Origin of the sequence: Culicoidibacter larvae (assembly GCF_005771635.1) — a bacterium.
GTDB lineage: Bacteria > Bacillota_I > Bacilli_A > Culicoidibacterales > Culicoidibacteraceae > Culicoidibacter > Culicoidibacter larvae.
In genome coordinates this window covers 43,487-67,430 of the sequence record NZ_VBWP01000004.1, presented here as the reverse complement: position 1 = coordinate 67,430, position 23,944 = coordinate 43,487, and the positions used below count along the sequence as shown (strand labels likewise).

Below are 23,944 nucleotides of genomic sequence, written 5' to 3'. Positions count from 1 at the left end.
CGCTTCTCAACGCTTTGCTTATTTGTTTTTAGTTTTAGCTGCAGTATCAAGTATTGCATTAATAAGTTTATATGCTGACTCATCGGCAAATTGCTTAGCAAGCTCAATCGCCGAATTGATTGCAATAGTATCAGATAATGACTCATCATAACGCACTTCATATACACCAACACGCAAAATCGCACGCTCAATAAACCCTAGCGTTTCTAATGTCCAGTCACTCTTTAAGTGCTCAGCAATAAAAGTATCAATGTCAGTTTTATTGGCAATAACCCCTTCAACTAAATTTTTGATATAAACCTGATCATCTTTTTCATTCAATAAATAGTCATCAATCTTAGCCAACTGTGGGGTTAAATATGCTATGTTCCAGTACTCAGAACCCTTTTGTTCATCAATCTGCTCCAGCACATCTAAAAGATATAATGTCTTCATCGCTTTTTCGCGGGAAATAATTCGCATGCGGTAGTCTCACTCCAATTTCATTTTCTGTTGTAAATAGCAACCAATTTATAGTTTTTTTCTATTTATAAAGCCCTTCTATTTTACCATAAGTTATTGAAAAAAACAATAAAAGCTCGGGACTTCGGTCCCGAACTTTTTAAAAAAATTCTCACAAAAGTTTTGCCAACAATTGTGTTTTCAATTCCAAATTGCGTCGCATTTCGGTCACACTCATCTCGTTCATACAAACAGTAACAATACCGCTTAATAATGCATCACGCAGAAACTCAATAACACATAGCGATTCTTCGTCATTCAGGGCACGCAACTGAACAAAATATTTTTGTGCCGCAATAATCGGTTTTTCATTTGGTGCTTCTTTATTATTCACCACAAAATCCATAAGGTGACGTAAAGTCATTGCATTCATATTAATAAAAACACCCAGTAAAAATTCCTTGTGACGCGAACTAAATATTTGTTCTACAACAATATCATACAGTTCTAAGTAAAAACCAAGAATGTCATTACGACGCTTTACTATCAAAGGAGCCAACTGAATAAACAACTTATTTCGAACCTTTGCCAATAAGTAAAAGAATAAATCTTCTTTATTTTCAAAATACATATAGAAACTGCCACGAGGAATACCGGCACTTTTTATTATCCGGTTAATTGAGGCATCATAAAAATTATACTGACTAAACTCATGTTCAGCACTGGCAATGATTGCCGCCTTTTTTTCGGCTGGCAAATTATAAAATGTTGCTGTTGGCATTAGCAATCGCTCCTTTTTTCGAACGACAGCAGGGCTTGCCGCTGCTGTCGTTCCATTCTTCTCTTATTCGTGGCGCAATGACTCAACCGGGTCAAGTCTTGCAGCCATACTCGCCGGAATCAATCCTGAAATCATACTGATGATAATACTAATGATTAATCCCAGGGCAAGATATTCCCAAGTAAGTCCTACTACGGCAGCACCAAATGTTGCATCAGATGCCATGTTGACAAAATAGGCGATAACACCGGCAAAAGTGATACCAATTAATCCGCTAAATAAACCAATCAAAAATGCTTCTGAGGTAAATATTCGGCGAATATCTTTTGAACGGGCACCAATAGCTTTTAATACCCCAATTTCTTGAGTCCGTTCTACAACACTAATATATAATACAACCAAAATCATAATTGCTGAAACAATTAATGAAATTGCTGATATTGCAGTTAAAACATAGGTTAAGATATCTAAAATATTAGTAAATTGCGAAAGCATGGCTTCTTGATTTGAGCCTTTATAACCTAAATCTTTTACCTTTGCTTTTATTGCATCAGTATTTGCTGCATCATCACTAATTAGATATAAAGTTGTTGGTGATAAGGTAATATCGTTATCGGCCATCATTTGTTCAAGGTCATCATAATTGACATAGGCGGTTCCAATGGCACTCATTTGTTGCATACCAGTATCATAAATACCGCTGATAGTGAATGGTTGTTTCAGAATTTCTTGGTTAACAACAATTGCCACTTCAATTTCTTTACCGATGGCATTTTCTTCAGTTAAACCTAGTCCATCAATTAACCCACTGTTAATAATGATTTCGTTTTTACCAGGACGATCTCCGGCAACAATCATATTGTCTGAAACATTGTCTGATATTGTAGAGAACATCATGATACTGCTGCTTTTATCACCATAACTGGCAGAATTGCCGCCCCCCATAGTCAAGCTGTAGCCTTTTTCTACTTTATCGACATGGTCAATTGCAGTTAATGTATCAATATCTTTTTGCTCAAACGCAACTGCTGGCTTAAGCATTGACATGGCCGGTGCATTCATCGCCGGATTACTTGCATCATTGCTGTCATCTTCGGCTGCCGGCATATTTACTTCTACTACTAATGGATTGACCATATCGTTAAGCGAAGCATTAACGTATCCAGTCAGACCATTTCCCAGCGCCAACATCAATACTACGCTAGCAATCCCGATACTTCCACCAATTGATACTAATAAGTTACGCGCAAATTTCTCACGCATGTTATTAAGTGCCAACTTAATTGCCGAAAAGAAACTAAGATTTTGTTTATCTTTAGCAACACCGGCAGTTGCTTCAATATTGACCGGTAAATCAATACCTTCACTATCCTCAATAATTGCTCCGTCTGCAATCCGCACAATCCGGCTTGAACGAGCAGCAACTTTTTCCGAGTGGGTTACCATAATAACTAATTTCCCTTTTTGGGCAATTTTGGTTATTAAGTCAAGTACTTGCGTAGTTGTTTCTGAATCTAATGCTCCGGTCGGTTCATCAGCAATGATGATTTCCGGATCATTAATCAACGCCCGGGCAATCGCAACCCGTTGTTTTTGCCCACCACTCAGCTGGTTCGGCTTTTTATGCATATGATCCTTTAAGCCAACTTCAGTCAGAATTTGCTCGGCACGTTTTACACGCTCTTTTTTGCTAACGTTTGATAATGTCATAGCAATTGTAACGTTATCAAGTACTGATAGATGCGATATTAAGTTAAAACTTTGAAAAACAAAGCCGACTTTGTTTTTACGATAACGATCTAATTCTTTTACAGAAAATTCACCGATATTTTGACCATCGACAAGCAACTGACCACTGAAATCTGAATCAAGACCGCCAATTAAGTTCATCAATGTTGATTTACCGCTCCCCGATTCACCAACTATAGAGATGAGTTCCCCGCGATCAAAGCTGACATTGACATCTTTGAGCACATGGAACTTTTGGTTTCCGGCAATTTTATAGTATTTGTTGATATCTTTTAATTCTAATAAATGCATGTTATCCATCCTTTTTTATGACACCTTGTCATGTATGGATTTATTATAAGTGACAGGTTGTCATGGGTCAAGTGAAGTTTATGTGTGTTTTGGTGATATACGTGTATTTCCCATAAGCTTTTTATGTTATTCATGTTAAAATAGTAGACGAAAGGATTTGATATCATGATAAGAAAAGCGACGCCGCAAGACGCTAAAAAAGTGGCTCCGCTTATCTACTCAGCAAGCGGAGAAACAATTCGATTATTTCTCGGAGCAGATTTTACAATAGAACGTGCTATTGCCATTATTGAACAACTTTTTACCCTTGAGGATGTTTTCATTAGCTATCAATACACTCTGGTATTTGAAGAAAACAACACTATCCTTGGTATAGCAATTGCATACCCCTACAACAGAATCAAGCTTTTCGACAAAAACATCGAAGCCTGGCTGGCAGAACATAATTATGCCAAGACTCAGGTTTTCAGTACCAGTGAAGCAAATGCCGATGAATTCTACCTTGACTCAATTGCCGTAGATGCTGCCGCGCAAGGACGTGGTATTGCCAGTTTACTCTTTGAATCAGTTGAAAACTTAGTTCGAAACAGTGATCTTAAAATACTTAGCCTGATTGTTGATATTAACAAAAATAAAGCTCATCAAATATACCTGAACAAAGGATTCAGTGATGCTGATAAACGTCAATTGTATGGCAATGAGTACTATCATATGGTTAAAGAAATAAAATAAAAAAGCAGAGCTTCGGGCTCTGCTTTTTTTAACCTTCATTTAAATCTCAATCATATCAATGGTTAAATCAATACGATGAATTTTAATATTCCACATATGTAAGAAAACGCGGCGTACTTCATGCTGGATAAACTCACACACTTCGCGAGCATTGACATTGCGTTTCATCGGAATATACATATGTAAGTTTACTTTACCGTCTTCTTCCGATAAAATCACTTTCTTACGAGCCAGTTTTTTCACTTGCTCTTCAGGAAGTAATTGATACATATCAAGCATTTCCAAAGAAGTTTGGTAAGCAACATAAATCAAGGCATCACGATTAACTGCACCGATACCCTCATCATTTTCAAAATAAAAATAATCGCTTTTTTTCATAATTGCTCCTCTTTTCTAGCTGCGTGATACGTAGCGTCCGTCTTGAGTGCTGACAATAATATGCTCACCGTTTTCAATAAACAGTGGCACTTTTACTTGCAATCCAGTTGAAACTACTGCATTCTTATTTGCATTCGTTGCTGTATTTCCGGCAACTGCAGGATCGCATTCAACAATTTCCATTGTTACTTTATCTGGTAAAGTAACCCCGATAATTTCACCATTATATGATTCTACCGATACTTCCATGCCTTCAAGCAAGAAGTTTTTCTCCCATTCAAGTGCTTTAGCTGGAATTTCAACCATTTCATATGAATCCATATTCATGAAAACATAATCACTGCCGCTTGCATAAGAATATTGCATGGTAATGTAATCAATATGCGCTTTGGCAACTTTGATTCCGGCATTAAATGTATGATCAATAACTGCACCACTACGTAAGTTACGTAATTTCGAACGAACGAAGGCAGCTCCTTTACCTGGTTTTACGTGTTGGAATTCAAGAACTTTAAAAATATTTCCATCAAGTTCAATTGTTACTCCGGTTTTGAAATCATTAACTGAAATCATCTTGGTTCCTCCTAGTTATTTTGATATTTACTACTCAGCCATTATACCATAACATCATCTATTTTACTATATGGATTTACTCAACAAAACTGGCGCGTAAGTTCGTGATTTCTTCATCACGAAGCCCACAAAGTTTCAGGTATGCTTCAATTCCGCCATAATCTTTATTAATAGCATCAATAAACATCTTGATATTTTCTGCATCTGAATTCAAAAAGTGGCTCAAACTGGCGTCATTTTCAACCGAAAATTGATCCATAATCGGAGATAAATAACGGGCGCTGATAGCATAATCTTCAATAATCGTTTGTTCCTCAACACCGGCTAACATCAATAACATTGCCGCAACCATACCGGTACGGTCTTTTCCGGCTGAGCAATGAAATAATACTGTTGCATTTTTATCTTCAAGCATCAGTTTAAAAATCTGTTTAAAATATTCTTGTCCTGATTTTAAAGTCGCAATATACATATCACCAAGTGATTTGGGCACGTCACCATTGCCGCTGGCGATGACATCCATAATATGCCCTAGCAAGTTAATGTTGACGTATTTGATTGCCGGCACGGACTGAAGCCGATCTGAAGTTCGTGCCACCTCATCAGTGCCGCGTAAATCAATATCCACACTCACACCGTATTCCAACAATTTCTTCACATCATCATCAGTTAAATCATGCAGTCCGTCAGTACGAACAAAGCGCTTTAACTTGGTGGTCTTGTTATCCGCAGTGGGATAACCGCCAATATCACGGGCATTATGAGTGCCATCAAGGTTAATTCTATCTTTATAAGCCATTTTAAGACTTCCCTTCAATTAGATAATGCGAAGTTCTTTAGGTGCTTTTTTCATCATATTGCGGTTTCCATCAGCAGTTACTAAAATCATATCCTCGATACGAATACCGCCTAATTCCGGAATATAAATCCCCGGTTCAATGGTAACTACCATTCCTGGTTCCAAAATAGTCTCTCCGGCTGGGCTTACCCGTGGATTCTCATGAACATCCATGCCAACAGCATGTCCGGTTCCATGACCAAAGTATTCACCATATCCGGCATCAGTAATAATATCACGAACAACTTTATCCACGGCCGCACCACTCAACCCTTGAGCAACTGCATCGCAACCGGCAAGCTGTGATTTTAAAACAATATTATAAATATCAACTAATTTTTCACTGCGTGGTGTTCCAACCGCAAAAGTACGCGTCATATCTGAACAATAACTTTGGTATACCGCCCCAAAATCAAGGGTAACCAAATCACCATCTTCAATTACTTTGTCGCTGGCAGCACCATGCGGCAAACTTCCGCGCCATCCGCTGGCAACAATCGTATCAAACGAAGTTCCAGAAGCACCAAGTTTACGCATATAGAATTCAGCTTCTAAAGCCACATCAAGCTCACGCATTCCGGCTTTTGCAAAATCCAATACATGTAAATAAGTATCTTCAATAATTTCAACTGCTTTATCCATCAATTTTAATTCTTCAGCATCTTTAATCATGCGCACGCGTTCAACTAATTCTGTAGTCGCAATCAACTCAGCACTAAATTGTTTATCCCAATTAAGATAAGTCGCATAATCAACATGTTCTGCTTCAAAACCTAAAGTCTTAACACCATGTTTTTGTAATACTAACTCAATATCCAAGGCCATCGGTCCATTATGTTGAACAACTTCTACACCGAATGGTGCCGTTTGACTTGTTGCTTGCGTTGTATAGCGTGAATCAGTAATTAAATAACTATCTGTACGGGTAACCACTAAAGCCCCAGACGAACCGCTAAAACCACTTAAATACTGACGATTGCTATCACTTGCCACAAGTAAAGCGTCCAAATTTTTTTCTGCTAAAATCTCTTGAATTGTTTTAATTCTCATAACTGTACACTCCTTAATATTGCAAAATTTATTGTATCTATTATAGCACATCTTTTTTGCTTTTGGTGAGAAAGTTAATAAAGGCGGGAGCTAAACTCCCGCCTTTATCCTCTTAATTATCTTTTTTGCGTAAAATATATACTGCGCCGCCAATGACTAAAATCATTCCCAGCACTCCCGCTTCAAAATAACTTTGACCGGTTTGCGGCAATACCGTGATGTCCTCACTTCCGCTGTTGTTATTAGTTCCACTTGATGAGCCACCGCTCTGTCCTTTTACTAATTGCAATGATGCCGCACTATTTAGACTATTCATAGAACCAAAATAGTCAAAAGCAGTTAAGCGATAATTCATACCATTGCTAGCATCAAATTCGGCTTTATCGATGAGCAAACTAAAGTTTCCTTGATTATCAACCGTTGGCACATCGACAATGGTTGATAAACCTTCATCTAAAAGCACTACGGTATTATCTCCTTGTGAAAACGCATCACCGCTTTCATTGGTTTCACCTAGTGCATTCAGTTGGTCGTAACTGCTGTCACTAACTTTTCCGCTTAACTGATAGTACGTTTTACCATCCACCGTTGTCACCGGTGTCTGCTCACCAATTTCAATTGTATGCGCACTTGATAGTGAAATGTTATTCAAAGTTAGTTCCGGTGCTGAATTATCAATAAACATTGCTATTGATTCACTGAACTGACGATTATCAGTTGCATGAGCACGCGCTTCAAGGCGTATACTTCCCTCAGGTGCTACCTGTAACTGATTGCTACTATCATAATAGCTACCATCCCAAGTAAAGGCATATGCCTTATCAGCTGCAAGTAATTCATCTTCTTGGGTAATTAATGGCATTGATCCTAAGTATGTTTCTCCGGCATTGGCACTTACATTGTTTTGATAGACATGCAGAGTAATTTCATCAACTTCAGCGAAGAAAGTTACACTGGCTACTGGAACACGCTGAACAAACGGATTGTTCTTACGTAATACTGATGCGACTGGTTGCAGCCGTTCCAGTTTCACACCATCGTCCTTTTTCACATAGGCAACCGGAATTCTGGTTACTTGATTAGTTTCACTGTCAGTAACCTCAAGAATTCCTTCATAAATGCCGAATGGTGCATCATTATTCAATTCAATGGTTACATCCATACTTTCACTGCCATTTGCCGGTACGGTAATAGTTGTATCGTATGATAATTGCCAACTACTATCTAGTGCAGCATCAGTTGTTGACTGAAGACTTAAACTATAGGTCTTACTTGTACTAGTATCATTATCAAAAACCAGACTTGCAGTTTTAGTCTCATTACTTAATGTATAGCCATACTGCAACGCTGCCGAGCGATAAGTATCAGTTGCTGAACTTAAATCGCTGCCTGTATAGTAACTATATGTTGCCGATGAATAGATCTGCGTTTCGGCATGAATTGCCTTATACGGATCAATCCTTCCTGCTCCGGTAGCATAAACTCCATACTCTTGATCAAGCGGTACCGCACTATTCATAAGTTGCACGCGTATATCATCAACACTCAAATTCACGCCTTGAGTGTTTGCGTATTGTAGCATCAATGCAACTACACCAGCTACATGAGGTGCCGCCATTGAAGTTCCACTTTTGCGACCGTACGCTGTGTCATAACTAGAGCCATCATAATCTGGAACCGTCGATAGAACACTCACTCCAGGAGCAGTAATTTCTGGTTTTACAAAATATGATGGATTTGAGCCGCCACGTGATGAAAAGCTTGCTAGAGTGTCACCAGGCATTACATGTGTATTCACCTGATTACCAAAAGTTATTTGCTGATTGTCAGCAATTACTGATGTTAATGCGGTACCTTCTTCACCGCTCATATCAAACATTGGCAAAAAATCACTGGCTTCACCAAGATAGTTGTCGATCTTGCCACTGCCGTTATTATAAAATATTACCGCAATCGCGCCATTTGCCTTAGCATTCGCTGCCTTATCAACAAAGGCAATTTCACCTCGCTTAATCAGAGCTACCTTACCATTAACATCTATTCCGGTAAAATCTTCACTTTTTCCTAATCCAGCATATACGATTTGCTGTGATGTTCCCAAAAGTGTATCAACACCGGCAAATGGTTGTCCGAACAAACGAATTGAATAATCTTGATTATTATTATCAAACAATTCATATTCCGGTAACTCAAATTCACTTGAACTAGCGCCAACAGTAATTGCTAATGGTGCAACTGCCGGTGAACCAATAGTATTATAATTCGGACCACTATTGCCAGCAGATACAACCGGAACAACACCTAAACGTGCTATGTTGTTAATTGCGACACTTGAAGCTGATTTTTCAACCGGATTTTCATCACCAAGTGATAAATTGATAACATCCATGCCTTGAGTGTAAGACTCCTCAATTGCCGCTACAATACCCGCATCCTCGCCGCTGCCATAAGGTCCAAGCACACGATAAGCATATAAATCTACATCTGGCGCAACACCTAATGCTGCATAATCCACACTTGCTGATTCTGTCGCCGCAATCGTCCCAGCTACATGTGTTCCATGGCTTGTGTAGTAGCTATTGCCACTGGCACTATACTCCGGTCTGCCACTTGCTTGCCAATCCACGTATGTTGTTTCCATAGGATCATTATCATCATCAATGAAATCCCAGCCACCTTTGTAAACAGACGCTAAATCCGGATGGTTATAGTCAATTCCGGTATCTAAAACCGCTACCTTAATTCCCGAACCGGTCAAACCTTCTTGATGTAAACCAGCTACATTCAATGTCGAAAGATTTGGATATAAGGTTTCATTGGCAAAACTCTCAACATCGTTAGGCTCAATATGATAGCTGTTATTCAGCCACACATACTTCACTGAACTGTTCTCAGCAATTGCTGGCACTTCACTTTTAGGCACAATCATTGCCACACTGTTGAAGACTGCCTTAGTTTCGCTTAGAGTAACAACCTCTAGCTTCTCGGGAACACTGTTAGACCGATAATTGCCATTATCACTAACACTATCCGCAACAACAGCTTCAACTTCTTCAACAAATTCCCGATGTTCTGCATCAACGGTTGCCTCTGCTGCCGGCTGTTCACTAAACGCGGTTGGCGTTTCACTCAACTCAACAATAATCGATACGTTTTTGCCCTCATACTGCAAAACTGCAGGATCAATCTTCTCACCGCTAACATCACTGCTTGGCTCAACCGCAAATACTGAAGAACCAAATGAGAACACCAAAGCAATTGCTAAAACAACACTTGAAGCCATTTTTAGGAAGCGCTTACATTTTTGGTTAATTAATAAATTTTCTATCATATAATCCTCTCCTCAAAAAAAATATTGGGTTAATTTTATCACAACTAAAAATTCATTGCAACCACTTTTTTATCATAAATAAAAACCAAGGCGGTCCCACGAACCGCCTTGGTTTCCTCTTTTTCTCCAAAATTATTTATCTAATAAAAGCTCTAAAGCCTCAATATAACTGCCAAATCCCTTACCGACGACTGAAGCATCACAAACATCACTCAGCACCGAATTTTTACGAAAATCTTCACGTGCATAAATATCACTCATATGTACTTCAATGACTGGAATTGGTCTTATTGACTCCACCGCGTCACGCAATGCATAACTATAATGCGTAAAGGCGCCGGCATTTAATATTATGCCATCGTATTCCTCAAAAAATGCTTGTTGCAGCCAATCAATCAGTAAACCCTCATGATTGCTCTGTTTGATTGTGATATCCAGATTGTTACGCTTAGCAAAATCATAAATTTCCAGTTGCAAATCATCAAAAGTCTGGTAGCCATATACCGCATGATTACGAATACCCGTCATATTAATATTAGGTCCGTTTATGACAAAAATTTTCATGCCACCACTCTCCTACAGCAAACCAACCCGGGCAAAAATCTCATCAACGTGCTTCACATGATAACTTGGATCGAAACAGTCTGCAATTTCTTCTGGGCTCAAAGTCGCAACGATATCGTGGTTTGATTCAATCAAACTACGATATGGCACTTGTTCTTCCCAAGCCTGCATCGCTAAAGGTTGTACCGTATCATAAGCTTTTTCTCGAGACCAGCCCTTATCGATCAAAGCAAGTAACACTCGCTGTGAGAAAATGAGCCCCAAAGTTCTATCCATATTACGGCGCATATTTTCCGGATATACAAATAAGTTTTCCAGAATATTGCTAAAACGATTCAACATATAATCCAGCAACATTGTTGCATCCGGCATAATGATTCGCTCAACTGATGAATGAGAAATATCCCGTTCATGCCACAAAGCGACATCTTCATAAGCGGTCACCATATAACCGCGAATCACCCGCGCGCAACCACTCATATTTTCTGAACCAATCGGATTACGCTTATGCGGCATCGCACTTGAACCTTTTTGGCCTTTGGCAAAATATTCCTCTGCCTCACGCACTTCTGAACGTTGCAGATGGCGCACTTCAGTCGCCATCTTATCAATCGTGCTGGCAATTGAAGCCAAAGTTGCCATATAAAATGCATGGCGGTCACGTTGTAACGTTTGAGTTGAAATCAGCGCATGACCGATACCAAGATGTTCACAAACGTATTCCTCAACAAATGGCGGAGTATTGGCAAAGGTGCCAACCGCACCACTAATCTTACCAACTTCAATTTGCTTGCGGGCTAACTGAAAACGTTCAATATTTCGACGCATTTCATCATACCAAAGCGCAAACTTTAAACCAAAAGTAGTTGGCTCAGCATGCACGCCATGAGTACGTCCCATCATAATTGTATCCTTGTAAGTTAAAGCTTGCTTCTTCAACACTTCAAGCATGTGCTCTAAATCATGCTCAAGCAGTTCATTCACCTGCTTGTAAACATAACCATAGGCTGTATCAACAACATCAGTAGAAGTCAAACCGTAGTGAACCCACTTACGTTCCTCGCCTAAGCTTTCACTGACTGCACGAGTAAAAGCTACCACATCATGGCGTGTCTCTTTTTCGATTTCCAAAATTCGTGCAATATCAAAGGTTGCACTTTTACGTATTGCCGTAACATCGCTCTCTGGAATCTCACCAAGCTTGCTCCAAGCTTCTGCTGCCAAAATTTCAACCTCTAACCATGCCTGGAATCGATTTTGGTCGCTCCAAATTTCACGCATCTCCGCTCTGCTATACCGTTCAATCATACTGATACCGCTCCTTCCGAAATTTGTTTTGTCATTGCTTCAAAAGCATTTTGCATTAACATTGCAATTGTCATCGGTCCGACACCACGAGGCACCGGAGTAATCCATCCGGCAACTTCTTTCACCGAATCAAAATCAACATCACCAACTAATTTATTTTCCGCAGTTCTGCTTATACCAACATCAATAACTACCGCACCCGGCTTCACAAAATCAGCACCAACAAACTTCGGCTGACCGATCGCTACAATTAAAACATCTGCCTGCCGCGCCTCTTCAGCTAAATTTTGAGTCCGTGAATGGCAAATCGTCACCGTCGCATTACGATTTAATGCCAGCACCGATACTGGTTTACCAACAATATTACTGCGACCGATAACGACAACTTTCTTACCATTCAAATCGCAGCCAATCGTATCAAGCAAAGCAATGACTCCTTTTGGCGTACATGATTCCAAACACCAATTGCCCGCCAAACTATTTCCTTGATTCACCGGATGAAAACCATCAATATCCTTCATCGGATCGACTGCCAAACCAACCTTATGCTCATCAATATGTTTAGGTAATGGTAACTGCACTAATATACCATGAATCGCCGGATTCTGATTAATCCGTTCAATCTCAGCCAACAATTCTGCCTCAGTGATACTTGGTTCATAACGCAAAACCTCAGAATCAATACCAATCTCTGCTGCAGCTTTCACCTTACCCTTAATATAAGAAAGACTTGCGGGATTATCGCCAACCAGCAACACCCGAATAACCGGACGAACCCCATGTTCAGCGACAAATTTTTCAACTTCCAACGCTAAACGTTCGCGGTATCCTTTAGCAATCATAAATCCATCAATAATTTCAGCACTCATAAACTAATGTAATCCCACACTTTCTTTTTTAAAAAAGCCACTCGAGTCTGTGTTCTCAGAGTGGCTGCACGATAGCCACGCGCAAAATGGCGCGCGCGGCTATCGTCTTTTTCTATACTAATAATATCATAATCACTATATCGGTTCAAGATACGCCAAGCAATTATTTGGTAAAAACTACAATATCCGAACGATTTTGCAAATAAAACTCCAGACGTTGCTGCAAACTGCCGCAATGCACCTCAAGCAAGTGACCATCAGGATCACGAAAGTATATGGAATCAGCTTCAGCAATATTGCGACTTCTGCCTGGCTCAATAGTAACCTCTGCTTGTTGCAATCGTGACAAAAACTCAGGAATATCTTCTTGAGTAATACTAAACGCTATATGAGAATAACTGCTGTTACTCCGCGTTACTTCAGTTTCTAAGTTTAGCGCCAGCCAAACTCCTGCCAAATCAAAGTAGGCAAGTCTTTCGCCTTGGGCGACAAGACTTGCCCCCAGAGTTTTCTGATAAAAGTCAATTGAGCGCTCTAAATTTGCCACCGAAAAAGTAATATGGTTGATTCCTTTAATCATTGTTTCAGCTCCTTTGGTATTTTAAGCAGCACATTCCAGCGAACAATCGGAAATATAATTAATGTTATTACAGCCAATCGTGGTGCAAAAATACTGATTATACCGATGATAATGGTGCTGATAGTTACAAATATTGCTAAATTGCGATTAAAAGTTATTGCCTGTTGATTTTGTATTTCACGTTGCATGAAATGGTAGATAATATTTGAGAGCAGGATAACTATCGCGAATCCTAAAGCTGGAAAAGTTGCATCGGGATTTTCCATTATTCCTTTAGTAAACAGCGGAATTAACGCAAGTTCCAACAAGTAGATGACTGTTATCAATCCACCCTTTACTGAGATACGTTCAAGTCCGTCCAGCAGACGACTTTGCACATACCAATAGGCACCAATCATCAACCCTGCTTCAAAAAAGACAAATATGTCCCATGAAAAATTTAATATACTTGCGACATCATAGCTATTTGGAAATGACATTCCTAAAATAATGATAGTAATAATGATGGCAAAAACGCCATCACTAAAGGCTGCTACTCGATTTACTGGCATAAATATATTCCTCAGTTCATAGTTTATTTAGATACAAATTTATTATCAGCAATGTAGAAACGCCAAGGGACATCTACGTATTCTTCGGCGTAATCAATATTAATTCGCGGGCCGGCAATAATTTTATGCGGTACTTCACCTTCTGCTAAATACATTTGACTTTGCTCCAGCAAATCGTAGCCATTCATATCTTTATCAATATTCAGGGCCAGCGTCAGTTTTCCTGGACCGTTGCTGAGCAACTCCGGCTTCTTGCTCTTTAGCGGTCGCAGTGCGCGCATCTTTTCAATACCGCTCACCGGTTCCACGGCGCGAATCAAGCATGCCTCGGGAGCGCCCTCAAGCCCGGCAACAATATTCATACAGTAATACATGCCATAAATCAAATATACATATATATGCCCACCGCGCCAAAACATCGTTTCGGTGCGGTTGGTGCGCTTGCCGCCATAAGTATGTGCACCCTTATCATCCGGTCCAACATATGCCTCAACTTCAACAATTTTGACAACTAATTCCTCGCCATCTACATGGCGGACCAAATATTTGCCAAGCAAAGCCGGCGCTAGTTCCAACGCCGGCTGAGTAAAAAATTGCGGTTCAGTAATTATTTTCATCGTTTATCAACTCGCTCATTATAAGCCATAATGCGCTCAATTGCATCAGCAACACTATTAACATGATATTGCGCTGTATCTTTTACAAACTGTTTTGAGCGTGTAAAAGTAAAGCTATGCGGCGTCACGCCAAACATAGGAATGTCATTAGCGGCATCACCAATAACGGCAATTTGATTACGATTGATTTTATAGTCATGAAGGATGCGGTTAATACCAGTCCCTTTAGAAACATTTGCCGGTACAATATTAACCGCATTAATATCATTAAAGTAAGCAATTGTATCTTTGAAATCAGTATCGAAGTGATGCACCATCCGTTCAATGACATCTTCTTGGCCAGCAATAAAAAACTTAATTGAATCAATTGAATGACCAAGTTTGTGAATTACTTCAGGATCAATTTTATACGAATCAGCTTTATATGAAAGCACCCAGTCCTCTGGTTCATACAAAAAATATGTCAGGTCCGGAGTTGTACATTCAATATCACCGAATAATCCATAGTTTTCGCTAATAAAGTCAGCAATGAACTTTGTTGCCGGTTTCGGCAGCAAACGTTCAAAAATTTTCCCATCCTCCGGAGTCACTACCGTCGCACCATTATTGCTAACCCGGAAATGTACCGGTACATGTTCTTCAATGCTTAAATTTAATATCTCTATATCGGTTCGCCCGGTTGCCACATGAAACTCGCCGCCACTGGCAATAAAGGCGTGAATTGCTTCAACATCTTTTCTATATACTTGTTCATCAACGAATAAGGTTCCATCCAAATCGCTGAATAAGTGAGTAATTTTCTTCATTCTTTCCCTCCTAATTATCACCAATTTATTATAACACAGGTGCTAATTTTGACCAAATGAGAAGAATTTATAAAAACCGCCGGGGCGAGCCCGGCAGTTTTTTAGTTTTCATCATAGTATTGTTTCAACTGCATTAGTCCATCTTCCAAAGAAGTATGCGGTTGCCAATTGAATGTGGCCAGTAAATGGCTTGAGTCTAGAATTGAGCGTCGCAAATCACCGGCTCGCGGTGGCGCAATTTCAATCGCCACCTCTTTATCAAAGGCTTTTTCCAGCGCTTCATATATATCCATCATCGCGAGCTCAATACCGCTGCCGACATTGTAGATGCCGGATTGCAGCTGCGGTTGCTCAATCAACAGTTGATTGAGCTCAGCAGCATCGCCGACATAGATATAGTCGCGGGTGCACCCGCGAGGCATGTCGGCATAGGTCATCAATTTTGATGTCCGGCCGGCAAGAATGTTGTCGGCGAAGATTGGCACAACACCGCACTCGCCATCGGCGATTTGCCGCGGTCCGTAAACATTGGCGTAGCGAAGCAATGCGTAGTCAAAACCATAGAGCTCGCCATAAATGCTTAAATAGTGCTCAACGGCAAACTTAGTCAAAGCATATGGTGAAGTAATCATTGGCGTATCAGTTTCTTTAGAACGCTCATCGCCAATAATTTCTTTAGCTAAAGCGCCGCCGGTTGAAGCCTGAATAAAGCGCTCAACCGGATGTTCCTTAACCATTTCCAACAAGTATAATAAGCCAACAACATTCAGCTCGTTATCTTTTATAGGATCGGCAACTGATGCTGGCACTGATTTTTGTGCCGCATGATTATTGATGATTGAGATCTTGTGCTTGTTGAATATTGTTTGCAGCAGATTTCTATCAAGGATACTGCCTTGATAGAAATCCAAATTCTCATGATTAATAATCGTTTGCAAATTATTGAGGGTTCCGGATGATAAATCGTCAAGAATCACTACTTTCAAGCCCATAGCAATATAATTTTCGGCAATGTGCGAGCCAATAAAGCCGGCACCACCGGTTAATAGTACTGTTTTGTCCATATTTTCTCTACTCCTTTTGCATTACAAACATTCCCGTGTGTTTTTGAATGTTGATTTGACCGTTCTGCTTTTCAAGTTCGGTGGCAAGGATTTTTGCAAGTTTGGCTTTAAATTCGGGACTATCAAATTGTTGGACATTACCGATAAATTTAGTTGAGTAAATGTACTGCATTAACGGTTGGATTTCATTTACTGCTAATTGATCCTGATAGTAAAGTGTTTCTAGCAAAGTAAGTCCTTTGGGAATCTTCTCTTGTCCTTTTTCAAGGCTAAAATTCAGTACTTGAGAATCAATTCGCAAAGTCATCCGTTTATCAAGTTTCTGCAATAGCATTTCCAGTTCGTACATGTGCTGTTCACCAACAGTTGAAGCATATATCTTGCCGTCCGGCTTTAACATCTTAGCAATTCGCGCCAAAAGTTCACTGCTATTATCAAAAAGTTGCAGTACATGGTTGACGATAATCACATCAAATTGCTCATCAATCAAAGTGTCCGCAGTAATATCAAACTGCCGCACCGGACGAAACTGAGATATACCTTTAAATTTATAGCGGCATATTTCCAACATTGTCTGTTCCTTATCGGTTAGTAGTATTTTTACTGATTCTGGTAGTGACGCATACCGGCCGTCATCCCAGAGTTCACCAGTACCACAACCAATTTCCAGAATATTGGCATCATCACCAATATCCATCTGCTCAATAACCCAGTTCTGCCAGCCTTGAGTATTTTGGCTGTACAGTTCATGCAGTTGAAGCCGCGACTGAAAGTTCTCACTATCAGAATACTGTTCTTCAACTGAACGGCGCCGTTGTTCTTGCATCAGCAAAGTATACATATCCGCAGTATCCGTGAAAACTAATTCACTTTGTTCCAACTGCGCAATAATTGCTAAAATTGCCTCAACATGCAGTTGCTTTTCTTTTAAAGCATCCTTACGTGATAATAATGCTGCTGTTGGCATACCACTTTGGATAATTCCGGCAATTTCCTGTAAACTGAAATCAGCAGTCTGTAAAAAAAGAATCAAGTACAACTGCTCTTTCATTGTTTCCGAAAAAACTTTCAAGCCTCGTTCTACACTAAACTCTGATTGTAGTAATTCTTTTTCTTCATAGAAACGGATTTGTCGTTTACTAACACCAACAATTTTTGCCAGTTCAGATACCGAATAAGCCATTCTTGCCACCTCGTTTATATATAAACTAAAATATTATCTTAAGATTAATTGTATTATAGCGTGTTACGTTACGTAACTGTCAAGCATTTATATTCAAACTTTTGCCAATTTTCATGGAATTGCACCCTTCGGATACTTCCACGGGCGTAGCGTTTGCCAATTGCCTGTGGTACAATAGTCAATAATATTACTAAAGGGAGCGATTTAAATGGATAACCTTTCTGAACTAAAAAGCAGCTACCAAAAAACCAGCTATAAATTAGCGCAACATGGTCCCCGCAACGTTGGCATCTTAAAAACAGCTTTAGAAAACATTGATGTCAGCCTTGAAAGTGACATGTATGGTCAAGGAACCATCATCACTGATTTCCAAAATAAAATGGCTGATTTCTTTGGCTATGAAGCTGCGGTATTCTTTCCGAGCGGCACTATGGCCCAACAAATCGCCTTACGCATCTGGTGTGATCGGCACAACAATAATAATGTCGCCTATCACCCATTGTCGCACTTAGAAATCCATGAACAAGACGGCTTGAAAGTATTACAGCCAATCAAACCAATTTTACTTGGCGAAGCAAGCCGGGTCACTACATTAGCAGATATCCAAAACCTACCGGAAACTGTTGCTTGTGTATTACTGGAATTACCACAACGCGAAATCGGCGGCCAATTACCCAGCTTTACTGAATTAGAGGCTATCTCTGCTTATTGCCATGAGCGCAACATTGCTTTGCATCTTGATGGTGCCCGCATTTGGGAAATCACACCATACTATCAGAAAAGTGTAAAAGAAATTGCCAGTTTATTTGATAGCGTCTATGCTTCATTCTATAAAGGCTTAGGCGGAATTGCCGGAGCCATCCTGCTCGGCGATTCCGCATTCTGTGAAGCGGCTAAAATCTGGAAGCGTCGTTATGGTGGTGACCTAATCAGCCTCTACCCATACATTCTCGCTGCTGATTACTACTTCGACAAGCGAATTAACAACATGACAACATATTATCAAACCGCTAGAAAATTGGCAGTTGCGTTTAATAATTGTGCCGGAATAACCACATTGCCGGAAACGCCGGTTTCTAACATGTTCCATGTTCACTTCGCATTGCCGGCGGAAACTGTCGCTCCGCTATTAAAGGAGCTACAAGAAAAGAGCAATATTGGCATCAGCGGTTACTTAGTATCTACCAAAACCGGTTGCGGTTTTGAGCTTTCAGTCGGCGATGCCGTTGCAGCAATCCCAGAAGCAGAATTAACTCAACTATTTAATGAACTCAATACGCAATTACAATCTCATATTTAAACGCAAAAAACCGGGAGCCGTAAGCTCCCGGTTTTTATCTTTGTTCCCGATCCAAAATATGCTGGCGGGCATTGTTTTTTTGATAATCAATCTGATATAAAGTTGAAAACAATACATTGAGTACGTAGTCAAAAGCTGTTTGTGAGGCAAAAGTGGCAATCTTCATCAATTCGCTCACTTCCATTTGCGGCACTTGCAGAATAACATCAGCGTTCTTGCCAAGATTGCTTTCCGCGCGCGCCGTTAATAAAATCGTCGGCACACCGCTCGCTCTTAAACGACGGGCAATGCGATTACTATTTGCTGACTTAGTTGTATAGCTAATGAAAAAAGCACAATCTTTTGGTGTCAGGTTTGCGCCATTTACACTGGTCTCTCCGCGCTCATTAGCAATAATCGGATACTTATTGATTTTCCATAATTTATTTTGGAAGCTTTCGGCACGCACCTGCGAATCACCAGAAGCAAATATAAATATTCTTTCAGCATCATAAAGCAGTTTGGTAGCTTGAAAGATTGCTGCCTCGTCAATAAATTGATTGCTCTCAACAACTGCACGTTGCATGAGATGCATAATATCCTGGGCGATCTGATCAATAGAAGCATTATCTTCAAATGGTACATTAGGATTAATTTCTGCTAAAGTATACTTCTGCACTTCTCTTGCTTTAATCAAATCAATTTTCATCTCACTAAAGCCGCGCCAGCCTAATTTGTTGGCAAAGCGAATAATACTAGCGTTTGAGGTATAGGTGGAACGAGCCAAAACTTGAATCGTTAGCGATTCAAGTTTTGCCGGATTGCTGATAATAAAATCAGCAATCCTTATTTCAGAATCAGTTAATTCAGCATTATACAGTTGCTCTTGAAATTTCATAGTTGTTCCTCCATTTTGAACCTTTGGTTCGGGTTTTATTCATATTAATATTGAAATGATGAACTTTTTTTCCTAATTCCGTAAGAATCCCAATTTTATTGTTATAATAAATGCAAGATACTTTAAGGAGTGAAGTTTATGTTAACTATTGGTTATATTGGTAATGGTAAGAGTGTTAATCGCTACCACCTGCCCTTCGTTTTACAACGCGAGACAATTAAGGTGAAAACCATTTACTCTCGTAATCCCGAAAATGATATCTGGGAAAAAATCCCTCAGGTTCATTATACTACGGATTTGCAGGAATTACTTAATGATTCGGAAATTGAAATGATTGTAGTTGCTACGATGCAGGATTCACATTATGAATATGCAAAAATGGTGCTTGATGCCGGCAAACATGTTTTAGTTGAAAAACCATTTATGATGACAAGTAATGAAGCTAAGGAAATTTTTGCTTATGCTAAGGAAAAAGGATTGCTGGTGCAATGTTACCAAAACCGCCGTTTTGATTCAGATTTCTTAACCATGCAGAAAGTCATTAAAAGCGGCAAGCTCGGTGATATTATCGAAGTTGAAATGAACTATGATTACTTCCGTCCTGAAGTGCCGCTTGGTGTTGAAGCATTTGATCCATTTAATAGCTTTTTATATGGTCATGGCTGCCATACTATTGATCAAGCAGTGAGCTTCTTTGGAGCTCCGGATAATGTGCATTATGATGTTCGTCAACTTCTAGGTAAAGGCCGCTTCAATGACTACTTCGACATTGATTTATATTATGACCGTTTAAAAGTTTCTATCCGCTCGAGCTTCTTCCGTTTAAAAATGCGTCCTAGTTTTATTGTTTATGGTAAAAAGGGTATGTTTGAAAAAACCACAATTGATCGCCAGGAAGAACATTTGAAACTCTTCTACATGCCGGGTGAGCCTGGTTTTGGTATCGACTTACCAGAACATTATGGCACTCTAACCTATATTGATGACGCTGGTGTTTATCACGAGGAAAAAGTTATTTCTGAGAATGGTGATTACGGTCGCATCTATGACGGCATGTATCGCTCGATTCGTGACGGCGCAGAAAAGATTGTTAAGGACGAAGAAACAATGCTGGTGATGGAGATGCTTGAAACCGGAATTTCTCAATTAGACTGATTTAAAACGCCCGCAATCTATGCAAACTGAAAAAATTCCTCAATCACGTATTTTTGGATACGCTCAATCAAAATTTTTTCAGTTTCCTACGATTTCAAGCGTTTTCAATTAAGTCTAACTATATAAAATAATAATGGAGTGATTAATTATGAAACTTGGAATTGTTGGCAGCGGCATGATTGTCCATGACGTCCTGCCAGTGTTAAAAAGAATCCCTGAGATACAGTTACAGGCAATATTTGGTCTTGCAAGTGATATAACTGTTCTTGAGCAGTTGCAGGATGAGTATAAAATCCAAGAAGTCTTCATCGAGTATGAAGACTTCTTGGCAAGCACAGAGTTTGATACTGTCTACATTGCCCTGCCCAATAACTTACATTTTGCTTTTTCAAAACAAGCATTAGAAGCCGGCAAACATGTTATTTGCGAAAAACCATTTACCAGCAATCTCAACGAACTTGAGCAATTAATTGATATTGCAAACCAAAAACCGGTTTTTCTGCTTGAAGCAATTACTAACCAGTATTCACCAAACTATCAAGCGATTCGCGAACTCATGCCAGAGCTTGGTGCTATCAAACTGATTGAAGCTAACTATTCGCAATACTCATCGCGTTATGATGCCTTCAAAAACGGCACTATTCTCCCCGCCTTTGACCGTAGCAAATCCGGTGGCGCACTGATGGATTTAAATAGCTACAATGTTCACTTCGTTGCCGGCTTGCTTGGCGCGCCAAATGCGGTGCAATATGCTGCCAACATTGAACAAGCAATTGATACTTCAGGAATTTTGATGTTTGATTACGGCAGCACCAAAGCCGTTTGCATCGGTGCTAAGGATTGCGCCGCTACTTCCTTTGTAACGATTCAAGGTGAGAACGGTACTATCCATGTAGATGGCGCGGCAAATGTCTTGCCGGAATTCACCCACTACGACCGCAAAAGCGGTACAATAACTAATTACAACTACGAAGCCGATAAACATCGCATGTATGACGAATTTGTAGCATTTACTAAAATGCTGGCGGCAAATGATGTTCAACAGATGCAGCAGCGACTGGAACACAGCCGCAATGTGATGCAAATTCTAACTCAAGCACGAATCAGCGCCGGAATCATTTTTCCGGCTGATGAATAAAATTGAAAAAAGCCCGCGATTAATTCGCGGGCTTTTTGTTTACTCAAACTGAGTATTATATAAATTAGCATAAAAACCGTTTAAATCAAGCAACTGCTGGTGGTTACCGACTTCAATGATTTTGCCATCCTTCATTACGACAATGCGGTGGGCATTTTTAATTGTTGATAAACGGTGGGCAATGATGAAACTGGTTCGGCCTTGCATCATTGCGTCCATAGCTCGCTGGATTTGAATCTCGGTTCGTGTATCAATGCTGCTGGTTGCTTCATCTAGAATCAGCATTGGCGGATCAATCAAGAAGATACGGGCAATGCAAAGCAGTTGCCGTTGCCCTTCTGAGATGCTGCCATTACCATCAGTAATATAGGTATCATAGCCATCTGGCAGTTGCTCAATAAAGAAGTGAGCATTTGCCAGTTTACTTGCAGCAATAATTTCATTCTCGCTGGCATCAGGCTTGCCGTAGGCAATATTCTCACGAATAGTGCCGTGGAAAAGCCATGATTCTTGCAGTACCATCCCATATTGGGTCCGCAAACTATCTTTAGTCAGCATCTTAATATTCTTACCATCTACTGAAATAATACCATCATCAATTTCAAAGAAGCGCATAAGTAAATTAATCAGCGTCGTCTTACCGCAACCAGTCGGTCCGACAATAGCAATAATTTCACCTGGCTCCACTTGCAACGAGAAGTCAGTAATAAATGGTTTATTGGTATATGAGAAAGCTACATTATCAAGTTCAACTGCGCCAGTTACTGCTTCAAGCACGAACGCATCCTTACTATCAGCAACTTCACTAGGAGCATCAATTATTTCCAAAACGCGAGTTGCTGAGGCCAACGCCGATTGCAACTCGGTAATTACTCCCGTAATCTCATTGAACGGCTTCATATATTGGTTGGCGTAAGTCAAGAACGCACTAAGCGCCCCGATACTAAAGCTGCCTCCAAGTACCAACAACGCCCCAGCAATCCCCACAACTACGTAGACCAAAGCATTGATAAAACGGGTTGATGGATTTGTCAGTGATGAATAGAATTGGGCCCGCACACCACTTTGATATAATCGTTCGTTAATTTCCTCAAAATTTTCCTGCGAACGCGATTCATAAGAAAAAGTCTGCACCACATTCTGATTATTAATCATCTCTTCAATATATCCGGTCATTTCGCCGCGTAACCGTGATTGTTCATTAAATCGCGTATATGACTTCTTAGCAATAATCGTTGCTACAAAAAGTGATACCGGGGTTAAAATCAAGACAATCAAAGTCACCCAAACATTAATCAAAAACATAAACAACAAGGTTCCGAAAATGGTTAATATGCCGGTGAATAATTGCGAAAACCCCTGCAAAAGTCCATCGCTGATTATATCAATATCAGTAATCACGCGACTAATGATTTCGCCATGAGCGCGCTCATCAATAGCGCGGAGTGGCATTTTTCCGATTGTTAAAGTTGCATCCCGACGTAAGTCATGCACCATGTTATAGGCTAATTTGTTCGTACTTCTTGCCAACAATAATTGCGCGACAACCGCGACTAAAATAACAACAACTAATTGCAATGCGATTATCAAAATTTGATCAAATTGGACATTATTAACCCCAATAATATGATCAATAGCTTGACCAATCAAAATCGGTGCCAGTAAAGTAGCCCCAACCTGAATAACTGCCATGACAACCACCAATACTAATAACAGTCGATACGGAGCAGCAAAACGCAGTAACTTACTTACCGTTTTCATCTTCATC

23 protein-coding genes are annotated in these 23,944 nt (G+C 39.9%); 4 read left to right on the top strand and 19 right to left on the bottom strand.

Annotation, left to right across the window (positions count from 1 at the left end; all coding sequences use genetic code 11):
* Positions 1–18 precede the first annotated feature (18 nt).
* The 3 genes from nusB to FEZ08_RS05775 all read right to left on the bottom strand — a co-directional run bounded on the left by nusB (position 19) and on the right by FEZ08_RS05775 (position 3,262).
* Entirely contained in the window at positions 19–462 is a 444-nt protein-coding gene (gene nusB / locus FEZ08_RS05785; RefSeq protein WP_138190766.1) for a transcription antitermination factor NusB, read from the bottom strand.
* Between the two features lie 151 nt (positions 463–613).
* Positions 614–1,222 carry a TetR/AcrR family transcriptional regulator gene (locus FEZ08_RS05780; protein WP_138190765.1) on the bottom strand — a complete coding sequence of 203 codons (609 nt, stop codon included), beginning with the start codon at positions 1,220–1,222 and terminating at the stop codon, positions 614–616.
* A gap of 63 nt (positions 1,223–1,285) precedes the next feature.
* Positions 1,286–3,262, bottom strand: coding sequence for an ABC transporter ATP-binding protein/permease (locus FEZ08_RS05775; RefSeq protein WP_138190764.1), 1,977 nt, complete (start codon positions 3,260–3,262; stop codon positions 1,286–1,288).
* 165 nt (positions 3,263–3,427) lie between these two features.
* Here FEZ08_RS05775 and FEZ08_RS05770 point away from each other — a divergent pair, with 165 nt between their 5' ends.
* The gene (locus FEZ08_RS05770; protein ID WP_138190763.1) at positions 3,428–3,994 is read left to right on the top strand and encodes a GNAT family N-acetyltransferase; all 567 of its coding nucleotides are present in this window, start codon (positions 3,428–3,430) and stop codon (positions 3,992–3,994) included.
* Between the two features lie 39 nt (positions 3,995–4,033).
* Here FEZ08_RS05770 and FEZ08_RS05765 read toward each other — a convergent pair whose 3' ends face one another.
* The 14 genes from FEZ08_RS05765 to FEZ08_RS05700 form a co-directional block, all read right to left on the bottom strand.
* Positions 4,034–4,372, bottom strand: coding sequence for a hypothetical protein (locus FEZ08_RS05765; RefSeq protein WP_138190762.1), 339 nt, complete (start codon positions 4,370–4,372; stop codon positions 4,034–4,036).
* Positions 4,373–4,387: 15 nt separating this feature from the next.
* Positions 4,388–4,945, bottom strand: coding sequence for an elongation factor P (gene efp / locus FEZ08_RS05760; protein ID WP_138190761.1), 558 nt, complete (start codon positions 4,943–4,945; stop codon positions 4,388–4,390).
* Between the two features lie 76 nt (positions 4,946–5,021).
* Positions 5,022–5,744 carry a tyrosine-protein phosphatase gene (locus tag FEZ08_RS05755; protein WP_138190760.1) on the bottom strand — a complete coding sequence of 241 codons (723 nt, stop codon included), beginning with the start codon at positions 5,742–5,744 and terminating at the stop codon, positions 5,022–5,024.
* 18 nt (positions 5,745–5,762) lie between these two features.
* Complete coding sequence (locus FEZ08_RS05750) at positions 5,763–6,833, bottom strand: M24 family metallopeptidase (protein WP_138190759.1); 1,071 nt, start codon at positions 6,831–6,833, stop codon at positions 5,763–5,765.
* A 112-nt stretch (positions 6,834–6,945) separates the two neighbouring features.
* Positions 6,946–10,164 carry a S8 family serine peptidase gene (locus FEZ08_RS05745; protein ID WP_138190758.1) on the bottom strand — a complete coding sequence of 1,073 codons (3,219 nt, stop codon included), beginning with the start codon at positions 10,162–10,164 and terminating at the stop codon, positions 6,946–6,948.
* A gap of 132 nt (positions 10,165–10,296) precedes the next feature.
* Positions 10,297–10,728: a type II 3-dehydroquinate dehydratase gene (locus tag FEZ08_RS05740; protein ID WP_138190757.1), complete on the bottom strand. Its 432-nt coding sequence runs from the start codon at positions 10,726–10,728 to the stop codon at positions 10,297–10,299.
* 12 nt (positions 10,729–10,740) lie between these two features.
* Positions 10,741–12,036, bottom strand: a complete 1,296-nt coding sequence (gene purB / locus FEZ08_RS05735) for an adenylosuccinate lyase (RefSeq protein WP_138190756.1) — start codon at positions 12,034–12,036, stop codon at positions 10,741–10,743.
* Positions 12,033–12,905 (bottom strand): bifunctional 5,10-methylenetetrahydrofolate dehydrogenase/5,10-methenyltetrahydrofolate cyclohydrolase, encoded by an 873-nt coding sequence (locus tag FEZ08_RS05730; RefSeq protein ID WP_138190755.1) that lies wholly within the window; start codon positions 12,903–12,905, stop codon positions 12,033–12,035. Before FEZ08_RS05730 ends, purB begins: the two co-directional genes overlap by 4 nt.
* A gap of 163 nt (positions 12,906–13,068) precedes the next feature.
* Complete coding sequence (gene fosB / locus FEZ08_RS05725; RefSeq protein ID WP_138190754.1) at positions 13,069–13,485, bottom strand: metallothiol transferase FosB; 417 nt, start codon at positions 13,483–13,485, stop codon at positions 13,069–13,071.
* Positions 13,482–14,036 (bottom strand): TMEM175 family protein, encoded by a 555-nt coding sequence (locus tag FEZ08_RS05720; RefSeq protein ID WP_138190753.1) that lies wholly within the window; start codon positions 14,034–14,036, stop codon positions 13,482–13,484. Before FEZ08_RS05720 ends, fosB begins: the two co-directional genes overlap by 4 nt.
* A gap of 23 nt (positions 14,037–14,059) precedes the next feature.
* Entirely contained in the window at positions 14,060–14,653 is a 594-nt protein-coding gene (locus FEZ08_RS05715) for a DNA-3-methyladenine glycosylase (protein ID WP_138190752.1), read from the bottom strand.
* Positions 14,650–15,459 (bottom strand): HAD-IIB family hydrolase, encoded by an 810-nt coding sequence (locus FEZ08_RS05710; RefSeq protein ID WP_138190751.1) that lies wholly within the window; start codon positions 15,457–15,459, stop codon positions 14,650–14,652. Before FEZ08_RS05710 ends, FEZ08_RS05715 begins: the two co-directional genes overlap by 4 nt.
* 101 nt (positions 15,460–15,560) lie before the next feature.
* Positions 15,561–16,523, bottom strand: coding sequence for an NAD-dependent epimerase/dehydratase family protein (locus tag FEZ08_RS05705; RefSeq protein ID WP_138190750.1), 963 nt, complete (start codon positions 16,521–16,523; stop codon positions 15,561–15,563).
* Positions 16,524–16,530: 7 nt separating this feature from the next.
* Complete coding sequence (locus tag FEZ08_RS05700; RefSeq protein WP_138190749.1) at positions 16,531–17,706, bottom strand: MerR family transcriptional regulator; 1,176 nt, start codon at positions 17,704–17,706, stop codon at positions 16,531–16,533.
* 208 nt (positions 17,707–17,914) lie between these two features.
* Here FEZ08_RS05700 and FEZ08_RS05695 point away from each other — a divergent pair, with 208 nt between their 5' ends.
* Positions 17,915–19,006: a threonine aldolase family protein gene (locus FEZ08_RS05695; protein ID WP_138190748.1), complete on the top strand. Its 1,092-nt coding sequence runs from the start codon at positions 17,915–17,917 to the stop codon at positions 19,004–19,006.
* Positions 19,007–19,040: 34 nt separating this feature from the next.
* Here the strand turns inward: FEZ08_RS05695 and FEZ08_RS05690 are convergent, their stop codons facing one another.
* Positions 19,041–19,883, bottom strand: a complete 843-nt coding sequence (locus FEZ08_RS05690) for a MurR/RpiR family transcriptional regulator (protein ID WP_138190747.1) — start codon at positions 19,881–19,883, stop codon at positions 19,041–19,043.
* Between the two features lie 138 nt (positions 19,884–20,021).
* On the opposite strand from FEZ08_RS05690, the gene FEZ08_RS05685 reads away from it, so the two are divergent.
* Positions 20,022–21,038, top strand: coding sequence for a Gfo/Idh/MocA family oxidoreductase (locus tag FEZ08_RS05685; protein ID WP_138190746.1), 1,017 nt, complete (start codon positions 20,022–20,024; stop codon positions 21,036–21,038).
* Between the two features lie 148 nt (positions 21,039–21,186).
* The gene (locus FEZ08_RS05680) at positions 21,187–22,176 is read left to right on the top strand and encodes a Gfo/Idh/MocA family protein (RefSeq protein WP_138190745.1); all 990 of its coding nucleotides are present in this window, start codon (positions 21,187–21,189) and stop codon (positions 22,174–22,176) included.
* A gap of 39 nt (positions 22,177–22,215) precedes the next feature.
* Here FEZ08_RS05680 and FEZ08_RS05675 read toward each other — a convergent pair whose 3' ends face one another.
* Positions 22,216–23,943, bottom strand: a complete 1,728-nt coding sequence (locus FEZ08_RS05675) for an ABC transporter ATP-binding protein (RefSeq protein ID WP_138190744.1) — start codon at positions 23,941–23,943, stop codon at positions 22,216–22,218.
* Position 23,944: the final 1 nt, after the last annotated feature.

Excerpts from the sequence above, each read along its gene's own strand:
- nusB (WP_138190766.1), bottom strand. The coding sequence starts at position 462 with ATGCGAATTATTTCCCGCGAAAAAGCGATGAAGACATTATATCTTTTA.
- FEZ08_RS05780 (WP_138190765.1), bottom strand. The coding sequence starts at position 1,222 with ATGCCAACAGCAACATTTTATAATTTGCCAGCCGAAAAAAAGGCGGCA.
- FEZ08_RS05775 (WP_138190764.1), bottom strand. The coding sequence starts at position 3,262 with ATGCATTTATTAGAATTAAAAGATATCAACAAATACTATAAAATTGCC.
- FEZ08_RS05770 (WP_138190763.1), top strand. The coding sequence starts at position 3,428 with ATGATAAGAAAAGCGACGCCGCAAGACGCTAAAAAAGTGGCTCCGCTT.
- FEZ08_RS05765 (WP_138190762.1), bottom strand. The coding sequence starts at position 4,372 with ATGAAAAAAAGCGATTATTTTTATTTTGAAAATGATGAGGGTATCGGT.
- efp (WP_138190761.1), bottom strand. The coding sequence starts at position 4,945 with ATGATTTCAGTTAATGATTTCAAAACCGGAGTAACAATTGAACTTGAT.
- FEZ08_RS05755 (WP_138190760.1), bottom strand. The coding sequence starts at position 5,744 with ATGGCTTATAAAGATAGAATTAACCTTGATGGCACTCATAATGCCCGT.
- FEZ08_RS05750 (WP_138190759.1), bottom strand. The coding sequence starts at position 6,833 with ATGAGAATTAAAACAATTCAAGAGATTTTAGCAGAAAAAAATTTGGAC.
- FEZ08_RS05745 (WP_138190758.1), bottom strand. The coding sequence starts at position 10,164 with ATGATAGAAAATTTATTAATTAACCAAAAATGTAAGCGCTTCCTAAAA.
- FEZ08_RS05740 (WP_138190757.1), bottom strand. The coding sequence starts at position 10,728 with ATGAAAATTTTTGTCATAAACGGACCTAATATTAATATGACGGGTATT.
- purB (WP_138190756.1), bottom strand. The coding sequence starts at position 12,036 with ATGATTGAACGGTATAGCAGAGCGGAGATGCGTGAAATTTGGAGCGAC.
- FEZ08_RS05730 (WP_138190755.1), bottom strand. The coding sequence starts at position 12,905 with ATGAGTGCTGAAATTATTGATGGATTTATGATTGCTAAAGGATACCGC.
- fosB (WP_138190754.1), bottom strand. The coding sequence starts at position 13,485 with ATGATTAAAGGAATCAACCATATTACTTTTTCGGTGGCAAATTTAGAG.
- FEZ08_RS05720 (WP_138190753.1), bottom strand. The coding sequence starts at position 14,036 with ATGCCAGTAAATCGAGTAGCAGCCTTTAGTGATGGCGTTTTTGCCATC.
- FEZ08_RS05715 (WP_138190752.1), bottom strand. The coding sequence starts at position 14,653 with ATGAAAATAATTACTGAACCGCAATTTTTTACTCAGCCGGCGTTGGAA.
- FEZ08_RS05710 (WP_138190751.1), bottom strand. The coding sequence starts at position 15,459 with ATGAAGAAAATTACTCACTTATTCAGCGATTTGGATGGAACCTTATTC.
- FEZ08_RS05705 (WP_138190750.1), bottom strand. The coding sequence starts at position 16,523 with ATGGACAAAACAGTACTATTAACCGGTGGTGCCGGCTTTATTGGCTCG.
- FEZ08_RS05700 (WP_138190749.1), bottom strand. The coding sequence starts at position 17,706 with ATGGCTTATTCGGTATCTGAACTGGCAAAAATTGTTGGTGTTAGTAAA.
- FEZ08_RS05695 (WP_138190748.1), top strand. The coding sequence starts at position 17,915 with ATGGATAACCTTTCTGAACTAAAAAGCAGCTACCAAAAAACCAGCTAT.
- FEZ08_RS05690 (WP_138190747.1), bottom strand. The coding sequence starts at position 19,883 with ATGAAATTTCAAGAGCAACTGTATAATGCTGAATTAACTGATTCTGAA.
- FEZ08_RS05685 (WP_138190746.1), top strand. The coding sequence starts at position 20,022 with ATGTTAACTATTGGTTATATTGGTAATGGTAAGAGTGTTAATCGCTAC.
- FEZ08_RS05680 (WP_138190745.1), top strand. The coding sequence starts at position 21,187 with ATGAAACTTGGAATTGTTGGCAGCGGCATGATTGTCCATGACGTCCTG.
- FEZ08_RS05675 (WP_138190744.1), bottom strand. The coding sequence starts at position 23,943 with ATGAAGATGAAAACGGTAAGTAAGTTACTGCGTTTTGCTGCTCCGTAT.